This is a genomic window from Clostridium sp. UBA5119, assembly GCF_002414285.1.
In the GTDB taxonomy this organism is placed as follows: domain Bacteria; phylum Bacillota; class Clostridia; order Clostridiales; family Clostridiaceae; genus Clostridium_J; species Clostridium_J sulfidigenes.
On the sequence record NZ_DHYX01000064.1, the window covers coordinates 1 to 17,724 of the forward strand.

At 28.8% G+C, this 17,724-nt stretch carries 15 protein-coding genes; 6 read left to right on the forward strand and 9 right to left on the reverse strand.

What is annotated here, in order from left to right:
* Window positions 1-345 precede the first annotated feature (345 nt).
* Both B2671_RS10470 and B2671_RS10475 read left to right on the forward strand, forming a co-directional pair.
* The gene (locus B2671_RS10470) at window positions 346-1,914 is read left to right on the forward strand and encodes a DEAD/DEAH box helicase (RefSeq protein ID WP_346870366.1); all 1,569 of its coding nucleotides are present in this window, start codon (window positions 346-348) and stop codon (window positions 1,912-1,914) included.
* A 132-nt stretch (window positions 1,915-2,046) separates the two neighbouring features.
* Complete coding sequence (locus B2671_RS10475) at window positions 2,047-3,486, forward strand: WG repeat-containing protein (RefSeq protein ID WP_346870367.1); 1,440 nt, start codon at window positions 2,047-2,049, stop codon at window positions 3,484-3,486.
* Window positions 3,487-3,578: 92 nt separating this feature from the next.
* Here B2671_RS10475 and dhaS read toward each other — a convergent pair whose 3' ends face one another.
* The 3 genes from dhaS to B2671_RS10490 all read right to left on the reverse strand — a co-directional run bounded on the left by dhaS (window position 3,579) and on the right by B2671_RS10490 (window position 6,502).
* Window positions 3,579-4,145, reverse strand: coding sequence for a dihydroxyacetone kinase transcriptional activator DhaS (dhaS, locus tag B2671_RS10480; RefSeq protein ID WP_346870368.1), 567 nt, complete (start codon window positions 4,143-4,145; stop codon window positions 3,579-3,581).
* A 208-nt stretch (window positions 4,146-4,353) separates the two neighbouring features.
* On the reverse strand, window positions 4,354-5,118 hold the full coding sequence (locus tag B2671_RS10485; RefSeq protein WP_346870369.1) for a 4Fe-4S dicluster domain-containing protein: 765 nt from the start codon (window positions 5,116-5,118) through the stop codon (window positions 4,354-4,356).
* Between the two features lie 193 nt (window positions 5,119-5,311).
* The gene (locus tag B2671_RS10490; RefSeq protein WP_346870370.1) at window positions 5,312-6,502 is read right to left on the reverse strand and encodes a pentapeptide repeat-containing protein; all 1,191 of its coding nucleotides are present in this window, start codon (window positions 6,500-6,502) and stop codon (window positions 5,312-5,314) included.
* A 507-nt stretch (window positions 6,503-7,009) separates the two neighbouring features.
* On the opposite strand from B2671_RS10490, the gene B2671_RS10495 reads away from it, so the two are divergent.
* Genes B2671_RS10495 through B2671_RS10505 form a run of 3 tightly spaced genes read left to right on the forward strand, consistent with a single transcriptional unit; the run spans window position 7,010 to window position 10,219 of the window.
* Window positions 7,010-7,942: an ABC transporter ATP-binding protein gene (locus B2671_RS10495; RefSeq protein ID WP_346870371.1), complete on the forward strand. Its 933-nt coding sequence runs from the start codon at window positions 7,010-7,012 to the stop codon at window positions 7,940-7,942.
* 14 nt (window positions 7,943-7,956) lie between these two features.
* The gene (locus B2671_RS10500) at window positions 7,957-9,072 is read left to right on the forward strand and encodes an ABC transporter permease (protein ID WP_346870372.1); all 1,116 of its coding nucleotides are present in this window, start codon (window positions 7,957-7,959) and stop codon (window positions 9,070-9,072) included.
* Window positions 9,059-10,219 carry an ABC transporter permease gene (locus tag B2671_RS10505; protein WP_346870373.1) on the forward strand — a complete coding sequence of 387 codons (1,161 nt, stop codon included), beginning with the start codon at window positions 9,059-9,061 and terminating at the stop codon, window positions 10,217-10,219. Before B2671_RS10500 ends, B2671_RS10505 begins: the two co-directional genes overlap by 14 nt.
* Before the next feature lie 108 nt (window positions 10,220-10,327).
* On the opposite strand, the gene B2671_RS10510 is transcribed toward B2671_RS10505, so the two are convergent.
* Window positions 10,328-11,560, reverse strand: a complete 1,233-nt coding sequence (locus tag B2671_RS10510; protein WP_346870374.1) for a PucR family transcriptional regulator — start codon at window positions 11,558-11,560, stop codon at window positions 10,328-10,330.
* A gap of 123 nt (window positions 11,561-11,683) precedes the next feature.
* On the opposite strand from B2671_RS10510, the gene B2671_RS10515 reads away from it, so the two are divergent.
* A complete protein-coding gene (locus tag B2671_RS10515; protein WP_346870375.1) occupies window positions 11,684-13,627 on the forward strand; it encodes an NAD(P)/FAD-dependent oxidoreductase in 1,944 nt (647 codons plus the stop codon).
* Between the two features lie 124 nt (window positions 13,628-13,751).
* Here B2671_RS10515 and B2671_RS10520 read toward each other — a convergent pair whose 3' ends face one another.
* The 5 genes from B2671_RS10520 to B2671_RS10540 all read right to left on the reverse strand — a co-directional run.
* A complete protein-coding gene (locus B2671_RS10520; RefSeq protein ID WP_346870376.1) occupies window positions 13,752-14,564 on the reverse strand; it encodes an ABC transporter permease subunit in 813 nt (270 codons plus the stop codon).
* 1 nt (window position 14,565) lies between these two features.
* Complete coding sequence (locus B2671_RS10525; RefSeq protein ID WP_346870377.1) at window positions 14,566-15,453, reverse strand: ABC transporter ATP-binding protein; 888 nt, start codon at window positions 15,451-15,453, stop codon at window positions 14,566-14,568.
* 10 nt (window positions 15,454-15,463) lie between these two features.
* Entirely contained in the window at window positions 15,464-15,910 is a 447-nt protein-coding gene (locus tag B2671_RS10530) for a hypothetical protein (RefSeq protein ID WP_346870378.1), read from the reverse strand.
* Window positions 15,911-15,922: 12 nt separating this feature from the next.
* Window positions 15,923-16,360 (reverse strand): LytTR family DNA-binding domain-containing protein, encoded by a 438-nt coding sequence (locus tag B2671_RS10535; RefSeq protein WP_346870379.1) that lies wholly within the window; start codon window positions 16,358-16,360, stop codon window positions 15,923-15,925.
* 273 nt (window positions 16,361-16,633) lie between these two features.
* Window positions 16,634-17,724 (reverse strand): dicarboxylate/amino acid:cation symporter (locus B2671_RS10540; protein WP_346870380.1); only part of this gene is annotated, 1,091 nt, incomplete at its 5' end.

A 17,724-nucleotide genomic window follows, 5' to 3' on the forward strand; every position in this document is an offset into this window, starting at 1 on the left:
ATACAATGGAAACATATTTGGAAAATGGACTTAGGTTAATAACTATAAGAAAAGAAACCCAAATATGTTTCCATTGTATCAAATAAAAATTTTTTCATATATTCTCCTTACTTTAAAATATCTATATATAATTATACCTATAATTCTAATTATATCTACACATAATATAATATATGATTTTCTATAAATGTAATAGAGTTTTATATTTCCACCTGCATAATTTTTATTTATTTCATTATACTTAGGATAAATACTTAAGGATAAAATTTTAGTTTACAATTGCTATTATGGATTTACTGTGTTACTATTAGATGTATTTAAAGAAAAAAGAGAAGAGGAATATGAATGATAAAAACTAAATTTGAAGAACTTGGACTTAAGGATTCCATATTAAAGTCTATAAATGACTTAAACTTTGAAAATCCTAGTGATATACAAGAGAAAAGCATTCCTGTAAGTTTACAAGGTTACGATATAATAGGTCAAGCGCAAACAGGAACTGGTAAAACCCTTGCCTTCGGAGCACCTATTCTTAGCAACATGGGTCCTAAGGGTGGAGCTATCCAAACCTTAATATTAGCTCCAACAAGAGAATTAGCTATTCAGGTTAGCGAAGAACTTTTGAAATTGTGTAAGTATGAAAAGTATAAAATCCTACCAATCTATGGTGGTCAATCCTTTGACAGACAACTTTCTGCTCTAAAAAGAGGAGTGGATATTGTAGTTGGAACTCCTGGAAGAATATTAGATCACATTAATAGAAGAACATTAAAACTTCAAAATGTTAAATTTTTAGTTTTAGACGAAGCTGATGAAATGTTAAACATGGGATTTATTGAGGATATTGAAAGTATCCTATCTAACTTAAATGAGGAAAGACAAACGCTTTTATTCTCTGCTACAATGCCAAGACCAATAAAAAACCTATCTAAAAATTACATGAAACCTGATGCTCAACATATTGTAATAGCTAAAAAATCCATGACTGTATCCAAAATACAACAATCATACTTTTTAGTTAACTCATCTAATAAATTTGATTCACTTTGTAGAATTTTAGACGTAGATAATCCAACTACAACAATAATGTTCTGTAAAACTAAAAAAGGTGTAGATGAATTAGTTGATGCTTTACATGGTAAAGGCTATAGTGTTGAAGGTATGCACGGAGATATGAAACAAAGCCAAAGAATGAACACATTAGCTAAATTTAAGAGCGGACAACTACATTTCCTTGTAGCTACTGATGTTGCAGCTCGTGGAATTGATGTTGAAGATGTTACTCATGTTATTAACTATGACTTGCCACAAGATATAGAATCTTATGTGCATAGAATAGGAAGAACTGGAAGAGCTAATAAAGAAGGGATTGCTTATAGCTTTGCTTCAAGAAAAGAAGTTTCTTTTATAAGACAAATAGAAAATCATACTAAAAGTAAAATAGTAAAAAAAGACATTCCTACTTTAGCTGATATATTCTCTGCTAAATCTGGAAGTTTAATAGAAAACATTGGAAATGTATTACAAGAAGACTCATATAACACATTCTTGCCTATGGCTAAAGAACTAATAAATGAGTATGGTGCTGAAGATGTTACTGCTTCTTTACTTAAATTAATGTTTGATAAAGAATTAAATTGTAACTATGCTGAAGAGTCTGTAGATGTAGATGATACAACAAGATTATTCTTATCTATAGGAAAGCTCGACAAGGCCAGAGCTAAAGATGTTATTGAATTTTTAGATAACACTGCCGGTGTTAAAGGTAAAGAAATTGGAAGAATTGATATCCTTGATAAGTTCTCCTTTGTTGATGTACCTAGCAATCTTGTAAATATAATATTAGAGAATTCTAAAGGAAAAATGTTTGGTAAAAGAAAAGTAAACATTGAAATATCTAATAAAAGAAAATAGATTTACATCTAATATATAGCCAAAATGCGGTATTTTACATAATACTGCATTTTTTATTTTTTGCTAAATTTGGTATACCTCTAGAAAATATAATGTTAAAATATAGTAAATAATATTTTAAAAGGAGGATATATGAAGATTTTAAATAAAATTATATTAATATTATTATTAATTTTCTGTGTTGTTCTAAGTGGTTGTAATAACAATAATAAATATGAAGAAGCCTACTCTTTCACTGATGGCCTAGCAGCAGTTAAACTTAGAGGTCTCTGGGGATTTATTGATATAGAAGAAAATCTAGTTATAACTCCAAGCTATGATGAAGCACATTCATTTTATAATAATATAGCCCCTGTAAAAAAAGATGGATTTTGGGGTGCTATTGATAAAAAAAATAATGTGATAATTCCTTTTGATTATGAAGAAGCTACTATTGTATCTGATACTCTCATTTCTGTTAAAAAGAACAGTAAGTATGGTTGTATAGACTTTAAAAACAATATAGTAGTTGATTTAGTATCTGAAACCCCAATTTCATTATATAATTGTGGAGAGGAAAATATAGCCATTATAACAGAAAACAATTACCAAGGCTTTATAGCTTTAAATGCAAATTTAAAGGTAGAGCCCAAGTATACTGCTATAATGCCTAACAATTCTATAGTTTGTCTTGAAAGCAACGGAAAATTTGGTTTTGTAAATCTAGAAAATAAAACCATAGTAGAACCCAAATATTCTTATTACTTAAACTTCAATGATGGTATAGCTCCTGTAGACATAGATGGAAAGTTTGGTTATATAAATACGAAAGATGAAATGATAATTAAACCTATTTACGATGGGGCTGATTCATTTTTTAATGGACTAGCTACAGTATATCTTGATGGTAAGACTGGGTGTATAGACAAGAATGGTGATGTTGTCATTCCATTTAAATATGATTATATAAATTCTTTTTGGGAAAATGATATTTTGGTAGCTTCTTTAGATAACAAAGTTGCTCTTATGAATGCTAAAGGAGAATTGCTCTTTGAACCTAAGTTTGAACATATTGACTTAGGCTCTGAAGATGATATGTTTGCTGCTAGCTATGTAAATGAAGATGGTTGTAAAAATGTATTTATAAATAAACAGGGTGAAATTATACTTTCTACAGACTACACAGAAATTTATCCATTCTACAATGGCTTTGCTACCATTTATAAGTTAGACAAGTGTGGTATCTTAGCTTCTAATGGAATTGAGCTAGTTCCTCCTATTTATGATGAAGTTTATAATATTGATTCATCAAGAAATATATTTCAAGTATGCCTAAATGGTAAATGGGGGCTTATAGATAAAACTCAAAAGGAAATTTTAAAGTGTGAATATGATACTATTAACCCCTATACTGAAAATATCTTTTTAGTAAGCAAAGATAATAAATGGGGGCTTTATAACAAATCCTCTAATAAGTTTACAGATATCATATATGATGAAATTACTCCTTCTTTTGGGGATACATCTCCTATATCTGTAAAATTAGGTAATCAATGGTTTTATATTGATGAAGATGGTAATAAACTAAAGTAACTTTTAAATCATAGTTATATGTAATATTTTATAATTACACTAATACTTTAAAGAATATATAAGTTTTAAAGGATGCATGATGTATATATTTATTATGCATCCTTTTCATATCTCTCTAATGCTCTCATAAAGTTACCTTCTACTAATTCACTTAACTTCTCAATAATCTTGTGAGAATCTTCCTTCATTCCACCATTCATCCATTGGATTACCAATCCTGTAAATGCTAGAGTATAAAAATTTGTAATAAACTTTTTATTGTCTTCTGTAGCTCTCATATTCTGAGAAACTTCATTAACTACTCCAATAATTAAATCATAAGTAACTGTGTAAAGATATGAATCCAGGTGATTCTTTCCTAAAGAATTTAAAGTATTCATGCAAAATTTTCTATTGCTTTCTATATAGTTGAAAATCTTTTGAAATCCATCAGTCCATGTGTTATAACTTCTGTATTGTGATATGCTTTCTACGGCTTCTGTTTCATAAATCCATTCCAGTAGATTGTATATATCTTGAAAATGATAGTAAAATGTTTGTCTATTTAATCCACAATTATTAACTATCCCTTTAACAGATATCTTATTTAAAGGGATAGAATTCATTAATTCCTTCAAAGATTTAGCTAATGCTTTTTTTGTTATTATTGAATTTGACATAGGTACTTATTTCCTCCCTATGGATTTTTTCATCTTTGTATTTACTATACATTATATTACCCTTTTATTCCATTAGTTTTCTATTATCCCTCTTTAAAATTTGCAAATATTTACGCAACACTAAGAGCTATCTATAAATTAGTTAAATCTATTAAGTTAACCGATTTATAGATAGCTCTACACTCAAAATATTTTAAATTATATTCAATTATCCCTCTATTATATCGCCATTAGTTCCAATGGTTACTTCTTTATAAGGAACTATTATTTGTGCTTGAAGCATAGCACTTTTAACTGAAGCTACTATTCCTGAGCAGCATGGCACTTCCATTCTAACTACAGTTATACTCTTTATATTGTTCTTCTTAAGTATTTCAGTTAATTTATTCTTATAATGTTCATTGTCATCGAGTTTTGGACATCCTATTATTGTAACTTTATCCTTCATAAAGTCTCTATGGAAATTTCCATAAGCATAAGCTGTACAATCCGCTGCTATTAATAAGTTAGCATCCTTTAGATATGGGGCATTAGTATTTATTAAGTTCAATTGTACCGGCCATTGCATAAGCTCAGAGTTGTTTTCAGTAGTAATCTCTCTTTTTTTAGGCATAGTTTCCATAGTGATTATTGGTTTTCTTTCAATAGTTTTAGCCATTGTTCCAGGACATCCACATGGCAACTTTTCTTCCCCACCAATGTTTATATCTTTAGTCTCTTTAGGCTTATTATCTAATTCTAAAATTCTTGCCTTTACTGCATCATCATCATATTCATCTGCTTCTCTTTCTATAATTTCTATAGCTGCTGTAGGACAATTGGGTAAGCAATCTCCTAGTCCATCACAATATATATCGCTAACAAGCTTTGCCTTTCCATTGACTAATTCTATAGCTTTTTCATGACAAGCCGTAACACATAATCCGCAGCCATTACACTTTTCCTCATGAATCTTAATTATTTTTCTCTTCATAACAAATCCTCCTAAACCTATTATTTAATCTCATTTAGTATAATCCTCAAAATTATATTTTTTAGCATACTTATTTTTTGTTTAATTTCAACACCAAATTTAAATTAAACTATATTTACTATAGCTTAATTATAACTAGATTTCTATAATAGGTCTGTAACTTTTGTTACGCAACTAAAATCTTTATTATAATTTATCTTACTAATTTTCTTGTTAAGGTACCTATTCCAACCCCTATCATAATTACTCCTACTATCATTTCAGTATTTGCCACTATATAAGAAGCTGGTATTGGTGTTTCATTATCAGATCCTAATCCTGTAAATAATTCAACACTTATATTAATACATTGATTCACTTGACTCAGAAATTCATTAAAACTTTTGGGTAACCCTATACCCCACCAGTAACTAATTATTTGGTTTTGTGATGAATATCCAAAAGTCAAATACATAGTTGCAAAAATTAATATTAAAACTAAAGAAGTTATTAATGGATATAGCATTCGTTCTCCATATCCACAGGTAAACCAATAAATATAAGATATTATTTTGGGTAATAGCTTTTTCAAACTTTTTCTTTGCATATTTTTACAAAGATAATAGTATTCTCCAAAGTTGTTCTTCAAATTATTTTCATTATATTTATCAGCAATAGTTTCATATACAGTATATATTCCTTCATACTCTGTCTTTGTTTTTTTCTTTGGTTGAATTTTATCAAAAAAAGTTTTTGGATCCAGTTTACTTTTTAACTTATCATTAAATTCTAAGTCTTCCATATATGTTGATATTATTTTCCCTCCTGATAAATCCACATCCATTAAATTAATCCTTTTCATATAAGAATTTATAATTATAACGTTAGACATATCTGTAAGTTCAAAAGATGTATCTTTAAGTTCACATTCATCAATTATTAAATATGTAATATTACAGCTTAAAAACTTACAGTATAATTTACATTTTTCAAAACTGCAAGATAGATTATCCTTTTTATTTAGTGATGGTACATTATTAATTTCTTCTAAAATCATAGTACAATTTTCAAAAATTACTCCTCCACCCCCAAAGTCACATTCTATGAACCTACAGGCCACAAATGTGCAATTTTTAAATTTTATATTATAAAATTTACACTTTATAAACTCAGTACATATGATATTCTTATCAGTAATCTCTAAAAAATCCCCCTCATTTTCAGTTTTATAATTATTTATAGTTCTATCTTTAATGATTCTAAAACTATACTTTTCATCTGGTTGGATGATAATTTTATTAATATCATTTTTTATTTCAACATAGAGTTTCTTATTATTTTCTATTCTTTTATATAGCTCTTTCTTTCCCTTAAACACTTCTTCTTTAAAGTTTATATAAGGCATAAAAGTCCTCTCCTTTAAATATCTACTATTTTTTATACTAATACACTTAGTATGATACCTTTATATAATAATTACTCCTGTGATTATATAGCTATTATATTTTCCATAATTATGCTTTTTTAAAGGGAAAATAAAAAACTGCATCATCCTTAATTGTCTGAGTTAATTTTATTACTCTTTAATTATAAGGCTGAAACAGTTTGTTTCAAATTCTATTTCTTTATAGTTTTAAGTTTTTTCTTAGGCACCTGAAAATAAATAATAAGTCAAAGATGGGAAGTATATTTTGAGTTAGACAAGGAAACAGGTTCCGCAGATAGTAGCACTATCTAAGGGTTCTGTTGACGCAGTATAACACAAAATAGATGAGCATTCTGACTTATTTATTTTGTGAAGATGCCTAAAGTGACAAATGTAATGTAACATTCATGACAAATAGCACTTACCTACAAAGAGATTCTCTAATAAACTATAAGTATAAACTAAATAAAGTAAGGAGTATTAACTATGATTGTAAAAATAGAAAACCTAGTAAAAAGATATGGTGAACTAATTGCTTTAGATCACTTAAATTTGGATATTAAAAAAGGTGAAATATTTGGTCTTTTAGGTCCAAATGGTTCTGGTAAAACTACTACCATAAACTGTATGCTATCTCTGCTTAAATATGATAAAGGAACTATTGAAATCTTAGGAGAGGAAATGACTCCAACAAATTATAAAGTAAAAAAAGACATTGGAATCGTCATGCAAAATGTGGCCGTATTTGATGAATTAACAGTATATGAAAACATTGATTATTTCTGTGGATTATATGTAACAAATAAGAAGGAACGAAAAGGACTTGTGGAGAGGGCTATTGATTTTGTTGGACTTTCAGACTACAAAAAATTTATTCCTAAAAAGTTAAGTGGAGGACTTCTTAGAAGATTAAACATTGCGTGTGGTATAGCTCATAATCCAAAACTAATCATTTTAGACGAGCCAACGGTAGCTGTTGACCCTCAGAGTAGAAATCACATTTTAGAGGGAATAAAAAAATTAAATGCTGAAGGAGCCACAATTATATATACCTCACACTACATGGAAGAAATTGAACAGCTTTGTACTTCAATCGCTATTATGGACAAGGGTAAAGTTATTGCTAAAGGCACAAAGGAAGAACTAAAGTCAATTATTGATTTAGGTGAGAAAATAACTATTGAGGCCTTTAATTTAAATGAAAATCATATAAAAAATATAAATATTCTCCCTAATGTTATATCAGTAGGCTATAAAAATAATTTACTAAATATTAGAACAAAAAGTGGACATAGTTGTCTTGGGGACATTGTTAGTTATATTGGAGATAATAAAATAAGTTATGGGAAAATTTACTCGGAGCAACCTACCTTAAATGATGTATTCTTGGAAATTACTGGTAAAGAGCTTAGAGATTAAAGGAGGAATATAGAATGTTTTGGCATATTTTTAAGTATCAACTTAAATGTCGTTTTAGAGATAAATTAAGTGTCTTTTGGACCTTATTATTTCCAATTGTATTAGCTACAATTTTCAATTTAGCCTTTTCAAATATACTCACCGGTGAAGAGTTTGAGAATGTTAATATTGCTCTTGTAAGTAATAGCAATATACCTGAAAGCTTTTCTACAGCTATGAAGGAAAGTGATTTATTTAATATAGAAAGTACTGATGAGAATAGTGCGAAAGAATTTCTTTCTAAAGGTAAAATTTCAGGGTATATAACCTTTGTAAATAATATTGAAATAACTGTTGCAAAGTCTGGTATTAACGAGTCCATAATAAAAACCTTTGTAGATAGTTATAGTCAAAAGTATTCCACCATATCAAATTTAGTATCCATAAACCCAAGTATTATGAATGAAGATTTTATGAGTAATATTGCTATTTATAATAATTACACTAAAGATAAAGAATTGAATAGCTCTACAAACGTAGTTGTAATTTATTTTTATACCCTTTTAGCTATGACTTGCATTCTAGGTTCAACCCCTGGTTGTACTGATGTTATAAACATCCAAGGAAATCAATCTCAAAGAGCAGCAAGAATTAATATAGCTCCTGTAAATAAAATAAAAACTTTTTTAGCTGCTATAAGTGCTACTTTATTATTTTATTTTTCAACAGTCCTAATAGTTATACTATATATTTCTCAAATTTTAAAAATAGACTTTGGTAACTCCATAGGTTATGTAATTTTACTTTGCTTTGTAGGCTGTTTTAATGGAATAACTTTGGGTGCCATGGTAAGTTCTTTAATTAATAAAAAAGCTAGCGTAAAAGAAGGAATTTTACTGGCATTTACAATGGTCTGCTCTTTTTTGTCTGGAATGATGGCAGTTCAGATTAAATACTTCATTCAAGATAAATTTCCTATCTTATCCTATATAAATCCTGTTAACTTAATTACTGACGGATTTTATTCATTATACTATTATAGTACCTTTGATAGATATTTTCTTAATCTAGGTCTTCTATCCTTGTATGGAGTTATATTCTCAATAGTTACTTATCTAGTTTTAAGGAGGCAAAAGTATGCAAGTATTTAAACAGTATTTTAGAATAGTAAAAAAAAGTGCCCTTTCCTCTTTACTGCTTTATATGGCTATATTTATATTTATGACAATTGTTTTTAGTAATGTTGGTACTTCTACAGATTCAACCACTTTTGAAACTGAAAAATGTAAAGTCGCAGTTTTAAATAATGATAATTCTCCTCTTTCAAATAATTTAGAAGCATACATTGAAGATAATTCTAAATTGGTAAAAATTAAAACTACTGATGAAGGAATAAGAGATGCATTATTTTTTAGAGAAGCAGAAATTGTAATCACCATCCCAAAAGGATTTGAAGATAGCTTTCTTCAAGATAATTCACTTACTTTAGAAACTAAAAGTATTTCTAACTCTTCCAGTAGTATTTTTATAAAGTCAATGATAAATAATTATCTTAACACAACCAAAGTTTACATTGATAATACTAATAACTTAGACTTTGAAAAAATAAGTGATCTAGTAAATAAAGATTTATCTATAGATACAGAAGTTACTTTAGCAAAGGATATTAAAGAAGATACTAAAAGTAGCGTTACCTATTACTTTAATTATTTAGCTTATCCTATGCTGTGTATGTTAATACTTGGAATATCTATAGTATCAAATATTTTCAATTCTCCAGATTTAAAAAGGAGAAATTTATGCTCACCTATTAATTCCTATAACTTCAACATGCAGATATTTTTAGGAGATATGATTTTAGCATTATCTACTTGGACTATATTCATGGCACTAGCAATAGTAATGTATCCTAAAGACATGTTTTCTTTTAGAGGAGTGTTACATGGTATAAATTCTCTAATATTTACAATAACTTGTTTATGCCTTAGCTTCTTAATTAGCAATATATCCACTAAAAATTCCATAGGTCCAATTTCTAACCTTGTGTCTTTAGGTTGTTGCTTCTTAGGAGGAGCCTTTGTTCCTCAACAACTTCTCAGCGAAACAGTAAAAAGTACTGCTATATTTAATCCTGTATACTGGTTTATAAATATAAACGATAAACTTAACTCCCTATCAACATTTAATATAGATACTCTCACTCCACTCCTATTTGAAATGTTAATAATGCTAGCTTTTTCAGTAGCTTTCTTAGGAGTAGGTTTAGTTATCATGAAACAAAGAAGAACTAAATATTAAATGAAAATAAATACCTAGCTCTTTAACTATAGTGCTAGGTATTTATTTATATAAATTTAAATATCATATTTATATTATTTCCAAAATAGTAACTAAAACCTACTTTACTTAAAATGCACCATTACTTTTATTAACAAATTCATTAACTTTATAGGCTAAATATATATTGAAAATTTCCTCCACATTATTAAAATTAACATCAGTTAATTCAAATATTTTTTGTAATCTAATTCTCATAGTATTTCTATGAATAAATAGTTCTTCCGCTGAATGTTGTATACTCTTATTATTTTTTAAATATACCAATAAAGTTTTATATAAATCTGTGTTTTTTTCATAATCATAGGCTTTTAGTTTCTCTAGAGTTGTATTTTTAAAATCTTCAAAAGACATCTTAGGATTTGAATCAATAAGTTCATATATAAGTATACTATCGTAGCTTATGCTTAGAGCCTCTGGGTAAACTAGTTTACCTATATTCAAAGCCTTTACCCCTTGTTCATAATACTTTTTACAATCTAAAATGTCATGAAACACTTTGCTAATTCCTAATCTTATGCAACTATCCTTTAAAAATTTATTCATTTTATTTTTATATTCATTACTCATATTTTCAATATTCTTATCCCATATGAATATAATATTGTTATTATAATACACCGAATTATCTACATAAAAAAAGGACTGAAACCTATCATGAAGGTAGCTAAAGGATTTTCCCTTTGAATCATAATTTGATATATCAAAAACTAAAACATAAATTTCCTTAGAGAATTGAAATTCAGAAGCCTGTAGTCTTTTCTTTAACTCTCTTTTAGTTAAGTTATTATCCAGAATATCATAAATTAATTCATCATATAAAGTATTATTTGTATTTCTATACATATCACTTTTCTTCATTTCTTCCCCAATAACTCTACTTGTTATTGACAATAGTTTTTCATCATAATATGAAAATTCATTTTCGCACTGAAGTAATATTATATTCCCGATATGCTTATTATTAACTTTAATCTTACATATTAGTTTTTTGTTAGGACTCTCTGGACATTCTACCTCATAAACCTCATCTTTCTCTAGCCCTTGTTGGACACTTGAAAGATTTCTTACTGATGTTATAAATTCATAGGAACAAAACCCTTGTTTTATATTACCTCTCCAAATTTCATCATTAACTTTCTCTTCATCCGAGTGAGCTAATATTTTATAACTGAAATTTATTACTATAACTGGATTCTTTAACATTTCCGAAGCAACTTTAACTATATGATTAAGACCTTTATTAGATAAATAGGAATCAAATAAAACAGATGTATAATGTTCAATCTCTGATATACTCATATCATCACACCCCTTAATTAAATTGTAGTGCACTGTGCACAATAATGTCAATTATATTTGACTACCATATACATTATATATTTTTTAACAATCTAATATACTTAACTTAGAGGTGATTAATTAATGAAATATGAAGCTATTTTTTCTAAAGGACAAATAGGTAAATTAGAAATTAAAAACAGAATCGTTATGCCTGCTATGGGGACTTCTTTGTCTAGCTTTACTGGTGAAGCATCTGATGAAATCATTAGATACTATGAGGAGAGAGCTAAAGGTGGTTGTGGACTTATAATTACTGAAATTACTAGAGTTGATGATGAAAGTGGTATTGGTACTCCAAACCAACTTTGTGCAATGGACTTAAAGCATATTCCTAGACTGGAAAGGCTTGCTAATGCAGTTCATAGGTATGATACTAAAATATTCTTACAACTTCATCATCCTGGTAGAGAAAGCCATGGGAACATAATTGGTGGAAGACAAATAACTGCTCCAAGCCCAGTAATGTCATCTGCCATAGGAGAAATGCCTAGAGAACTTTCTACAGAAGAGGTTGAAGGTTTAGTTAAAAAATTCGTTTTTGGAGCTTATATTGCCAAATCTGCTGGTATAGATGGTGTTGAGCTTCATGGTGCTCATGGATATTTAATTGGACAATTTATGAGTCCACTTACAAACCTTAGAACTGATAAATATGGTGGAAACTTTGAAGGACGTATGAAATTTATTACTGAAATAATTCTAGGTATAAAGAAAACTTGTGGCAAAGATTTTCCTATCTCTGTGAGAATTGACGGGGACGAATTTGTACCTGGTGGATTCACTCTAGAGGATGCTGCTATGGCAGCTAAATACTTAGAAAATTTAGGCATAAATGCTATAAATGTAAGTTCAGGTACCTATGAAAGTGTAAACACAATTATAGAGCCTATATCTTATCCTCAAGGATGGAAGAAACACCTTTCTGCAGCCATTAAAGAAGTGGTTAATATTCCTGTCATAGCCTGTGATGTTATAAGAAAACCTGATTTTGCAGAAAGTCTTTTAAAATCAAATAACTTAGACTTTGTAGCTATTGGTAGAGGTCAATTAGCTGATGCTGAATGGGGGAAAAAAGCCTTTGAAGGAAGAGAATCTGAAATTAGACCTTGTATTTCTTGCTTATATTGCATTCAAGAACTTATGGACTGCAAAACTATAAAATGTGCTGTTAATTCTAGAATGGGTAGAGAACTAGAATTTAACAATCTAAAGACTGATGGTAATAATCGTGTTGTAGCAATTCTAGGTGGTGGACCTGCTGGAATGGAGGCTGCAAGAACACTATCTCTAAGAGGTTTTAAACCTACAATTTTTGAAAAATCAAAAGTGCTAGGTGGAAGTATTGTACCTGGAAGCACTCCTCCTCTTAAAGAAAAATTAGATTGGTATCTAGATTATCTTAGAAATGAAATGAAGAGATTAAATGTTGAAGTTAAGCTTAATACAGCTCCATCAATTGAAGAGCTTCAATCTTTAAATCCATATCATATATTTGTAGCTATTGGTGCTAATCCAATAATTCCAAACCTTCCTGGAGCAAACATAGGAAATGTATGTAATGTTATGGATATCTTAAATAAAAACATAACTTTATCTAATAAACATGTAGTGGTGGTAGGTTCTGGTATGACTGGGCTTGAAACCGCTGAATACCTTGCTCATGTCGGTAATAAAGTCACTGTAATTGAGATGGCAGATAAAATTGGACCTGATGCATATCTTCCAAATCTAATAGATGTTACTACTAGACTTAAAAAATATGATGTGGTTATGTATCCTAATATGAAGCTTACTGAAATTAAAGATAAAGAAATTCTAGTAGAAAATATGAAAACTAAAACTCTGGAAACCATCACAATGGATAATGTGGTACTATCCCTTGGTGTTAAGGCAGATAAAGATTTTATATCCATCCTAAAAACTACCTTTAATAATAAAATTACTGTTATTGGCGATGCTGAAAAGCCTGGTAGAATAGGTCAAGCTACAAAGGCAGGATTTGAAAAAGCTTATTTCCTAGAATAAATTTATTTGTAGATGGCGGCTACAGTAAATTTTAAATATACTCCGTAATAAAATTATAAATAAAGTGTGAAGCAGCTTAATTATAGCAGTTCCACACTTTATCTTATTGAGTTATTATATTTTATTAGGCTAAATCCTTTTTATTATAAATAGCATAAGTAGTTACAATAGATATAGCAATTATTCCTAATCCTAAAAGTACATATTTCACTTCAAACCCATCCTTTAGCAGCTTAGCTGGAACTACATAATCAAAGGGTGATAAATATAAAAATCCTTCTAGTTCATCTTTCATCTTCCCTATAATTCCAAATATATAAGTTGTAAAGAATACTCCTAGTGCAATGGATGTCCCTTGTTTGCTAGATTTTATTATAACTGATAATAAAAATCCTATGGCCATAAATATATATCCGAGAAAAGCCATTCCTATAAATAAAGTTTTTATATCCATTAATAGTGTCATAGTCTCAACCTCTTCTGGCTTTACAGCCATAGAAATTCCCATAGTTACAACTCCAACTATAACAATAAATAGGTAAAATATAATTGCTGAGGAAATTAATTTTGAAGTTACTATTTTATTTCTTGTAATTGGCTTAGAATATAAAAACTCAATGGTACCTTCACTTTCTTCTTTTACTAAAGCAGATATTCCAAGAATTATTCCATATATTCCAGCTGCCATAGATATATATTGAATTGCATAGGCTAAATAATCTGAAATGTTTCCAAAATCTACAGCATCTTCAAGATTAAAAGCCTCTAATAGTGCAGGTGGCAAAGCATCTAATTTTGTAGCAACAATTTCTTGCATTCCACTATCCTTCATACTAGGGAATAATGCCATAAACATTATTACTAGTCCTACACATACAGCAGACCAAATAATAGCAGATTTTAATAGTCTTCTAAATTCAAACTTGAATATATTCATCCTACTTCTCCCCTTCCCTCTTATAATAATCCATAAATGTATCCTCTAAAGTATGCTCACCTATAAGTAACTTCTCCACATTAAACTTAGCAATTTCTTTAATTAATTCATCAATATCTCCTATAAAACTAAAAGTTATTTCACCTTTATTATTTTCTATAACTTCTCCCTTAAACTCTTCAACCTTCTTGTTATCTATCCCCTCAGCTTTTAAGGTAATTTTTACTCCCGTTTTTCTGGCAAGCTTATCTATTTCAATTACATCAATAATCTTTCCATCTTTTATTACTGCAACTCTATCACATAGATTTTCAACTTCAACTAAATTATGAGAAGATAAGAATATTGTAGTTCCCTTAGCTCTCTGCTTTTCTAGTATATTGAAAAGTTTTTTTTGTATAAGTGGATCTAGTCCATTAGTAGGTTCATCAAGAATTAAAAGCTTAGGATTATGAATAAGTGCTTGTACTATAGCTACCTTTTTCTTGTTTCCAAGACTCAATTCACTCATTTTTTTCTCTAACTCTACCTCTAGTTCTTTACATAGTTCATCAGTATCTTCCTTATTAGCATTTTCGTAAAAACTTTCAGCATATCTTATAATATCTTTAACCTTTGATTCATCATAAAACTTTACTTCACTAGGTACATACCCAATATGCTTTTTTATTTCACTACTTTCTTTTACTATATTCTTTCCAAGAATTGTTCCATACCCAGAAGTGGGAAAATTAAAATTTAAAAGAGTTCTAATAGTAGTAGATTTTCCTGCTCCATTTGGACCTACAAATCCAAAAATTTCTCCTTCTTTAACTTGCAAATTCACCTCTACTATTCCTCGATTTTTTCCATAACTCTTTGTTAATTTGTTAGTTTCAATTATATTCATTACTATCCCCCTATTTATCATCAAATTTTGAACTTTTATATAGTTTCAATTTTTCATTAAATCTTTCCCCTGAAACCTTATTGTATAATGCAATGGATCCAGTAAAAGAAATAAAACATACAGTAAATACGCTTAATGCAATAGTAAAATTATTACCGCTACTTAAGTCAAACCAATTAAAGATCTTAGCTAATATATAACCTATAAAAACAAGCAACATATAATGAATAATTATCTTAATCCAAATCTTTACCTTCATAAATATATTAGATGCATATATAACATATTGGAGAAGAGTTAAAATTATAGATATAAATATCATCTGCCATATTAAACTCAGATGAATACTTTTTTCTCCTAAAAAAGGAGCAATAAGAGTATAAATAACAACCTGAGATGTAAAGAACATACATGTTATTATTTTTATTTCTAATGTGTTCTTAAAAAATTCTTTCATACAATACTCCTCCTATAAATCTAATTTATTTTTTAAGATAGGTACATACTGTCGTGAAACTACTAATTTTTCATCATTATCTAGAAGTATCTCTATTCGTCCTCCAAACATAGGTACTATATTCTTTACCTTTCGCAGATTTATAATAGTAGATTTAGAAGCTCTAAAAAAATCTGTATTTTTAAGTCTTTCTTCTAATTCATAGAGTCTTAAATGTGTCTGAAAAACCTCCTTATCCATATAAATAAAAGTTTTCTTATCAACTGACTCAAAGTAAAATATCTCATTTGTATCTAGAATAAATATCCTTCCATCCTTATTCCCTGTTATTTTTTCTTCTAAGGCTTTAAGTTTAGATATAATTCTTGTCACATTTTCATCTATTGTTTTGCAGTTAATTACTATTTCAACATCTTCAATATCTTCAACTTCATTTATTATAATCTTCATTTAACGCCTTCCTTTCTATACAACTTCTTTAACTAGTTAAAAAATTCAAATTATCTATAATCTATAGTTTAAGTATATTCTTTAAAATTTATTAAGACAATCATATCCTTCTAACCTGCATAAATCCTATGCTAAGTTGCATATAAAAAACTTCATCCTAAAGCTAATTATCTTTAGGATGAAGTTATTTTGAATTTATTATTATTTGTTTTCAGAATTTAATTTAACTCACTGTTAAAATGTATTTAAATATTATTATGATATATTCATTTATTATTTGCTCTTTTGAGCAACTTTTCTCTTTTCTGTTTCATCTACTACTAAAGCTGCCACTGCAGAGCCTGTAACATTAGTTGCTGTTCTCATCATATCAATTATAGAATCAACGGCAATTATCATTGCCATACCTTCTATAGGTAATCCTAACGTTGCTAATACTACTGTTGTAGACATAGTTGCTGAACCTGGAACTCCTGCAATACCTATTGAGGATACTATAGTGGTTAATACTATTAAAGCATATGAGTAAACTGTCATATCAACATTAAATACATTAGCAACAAATATAGCTACTATAGCTGGATACAATCCTCCACAAGCGTTCATTCCTATAGTCGATCCTAGAGGTGCTACAAAGCTAGCAATATTTTCAGAAACTCCAGCTCCTTCAACTAAAGATTTTATAGTTACTGGCAGTGTTCCATAGCTACTTTGACTTGTAAAAGCCATTGTTTGAGCTGGGAAGATTCCCTTGAAGAATTTTAAAGGATTTTTCTTAGCTACAAAGACGATAAGTGGAGTATAAACCACTATAAACTGAAGTATAGATGCTATATAAACTGCCGCAATAACCCATATTAAGGATTTAATAGTTTCTAATCCGTTGCTTGCTACAGCCTTTGCAATTAAAGCAAAAACTCCATAAGGTATAAATTTTAATACTATTTGAGTTATTCTTGATACTATAGTATGAGCTGATAACACAAAATCTTTAAAAGGTTTTGCTTTAGTTGGATTTATATTATCTTCTGTAACTAAAGCTATAGCTACAAATAGTGAGAATATAACTATGGGAATTATTCTATTATCTACTATAGCTGCTATTGGATTTGATGGTAGCATGTCCACTAGCACTTGAGTAAATGTAGGTATTTCCCTAGCTACAAAGTCTTCTGCTCCCGGAAAAGTTAATCCTTGTCCTAAGTTAAATACCTTAGCTACTACAATTCCTATAGCTGCTGCTATACCTGTAGTTCCTAATAAAATTCCTAGTGTTTTAATTCCTATAGATTTTAATGTATCTAAATTCTTAAGTCTAACTATACTTGTAATTAGTGAAACCATAACTAAAGGTACAACTATCA

Coding starts and splice junctions, on each gene's coding strand:
- B2671_RS10470 (WP_346870366.1), top strand. CDS start 346: ATGATAAAAACTAAATTTGAAGAACTTGGACTTAAGGATTCCATATTA.
- B2671_RS10475 (WP_346870367.1), top strand. CDS start 2,047: ATGAAGATTTTAAATAAAATTATATTAATATTATTATTAATTTTCTGT.
- dhaS (WP_346870368.1), bottom strand. CDS start 4,145: ATGTCAAATTCAATAATAACAAAAAAAGCATTAGCTAAATCTTTGAAG.
- B2671_RS10485 (WP_346870369.1), bottom strand. CDS start 5,118: ATGAAGAGAAAAATAATTAAGATTCATGAGGAAAAGTGTAATGGCTGC.
- B2671_RS10490 (WP_346870370.1), bottom strand. CDS start 6,502: ATGCCTTATATAAACTTTAAAGAAGAAGTGTTTAAGGGAAAGAAAGAG.
- B2671_RS10495 (WP_346870371.1), top strand. CDS start 7,010: ATGATTGTAAAAATAGAAAACCTAGTAAAAAGATATGGTGAACTAATT.
- B2671_RS10500 (WP_346870372.1), top strand. CDS start 7,957: ATGTTTTGGCATATTTTTAAGTATCAACTTAAATGTCGTTTTAGAGAT.
- B2671_RS10505 (WP_346870373.1), top strand. CDS start 9,059: ATGCAAGTATTTAAACAGTATTTTAGAATAGTAAAAAAAAGTGCCCTT.
- B2671_RS10510 (WP_346870374.1), bottom strand. CDS start 11,560: ATGAGTATATCAGAGATTGAACATTATACATCTGTTTTATTTGATTCC.
- B2671_RS10515 (WP_346870375.1), top strand. CDS start 11,684: ATGAAATATGAAGCTATTTTTTCTAAAGGACAAATAGGTAAATTAGAA.
- B2671_RS10520 (WP_346870376.1), bottom strand. CDS start 14,564: ATGAATATATTCAAGTTTGAATTTAGAAGACTATTAAAATCTGCTATT.
- B2671_RS10525 (WP_346870377.1), bottom strand. CDS start 15,453: ATGAATATAATTGAAACTAACAAATTAACAAAGAGTTATGGAAAAAAT.
- B2671_RS10530 (WP_346870378.1), bottom strand. CDS start 15,910: ATGAAAGAATTTTTTAAGAACACATTAGAAATAAAAATAATAACATGT.
- B2671_RS10535 (WP_346870379.1), bottom strand. CDS start 16,360: ATGAAGATTATAATAAATGAAGTTGAAGATATTGAAGATGTTGAAATA.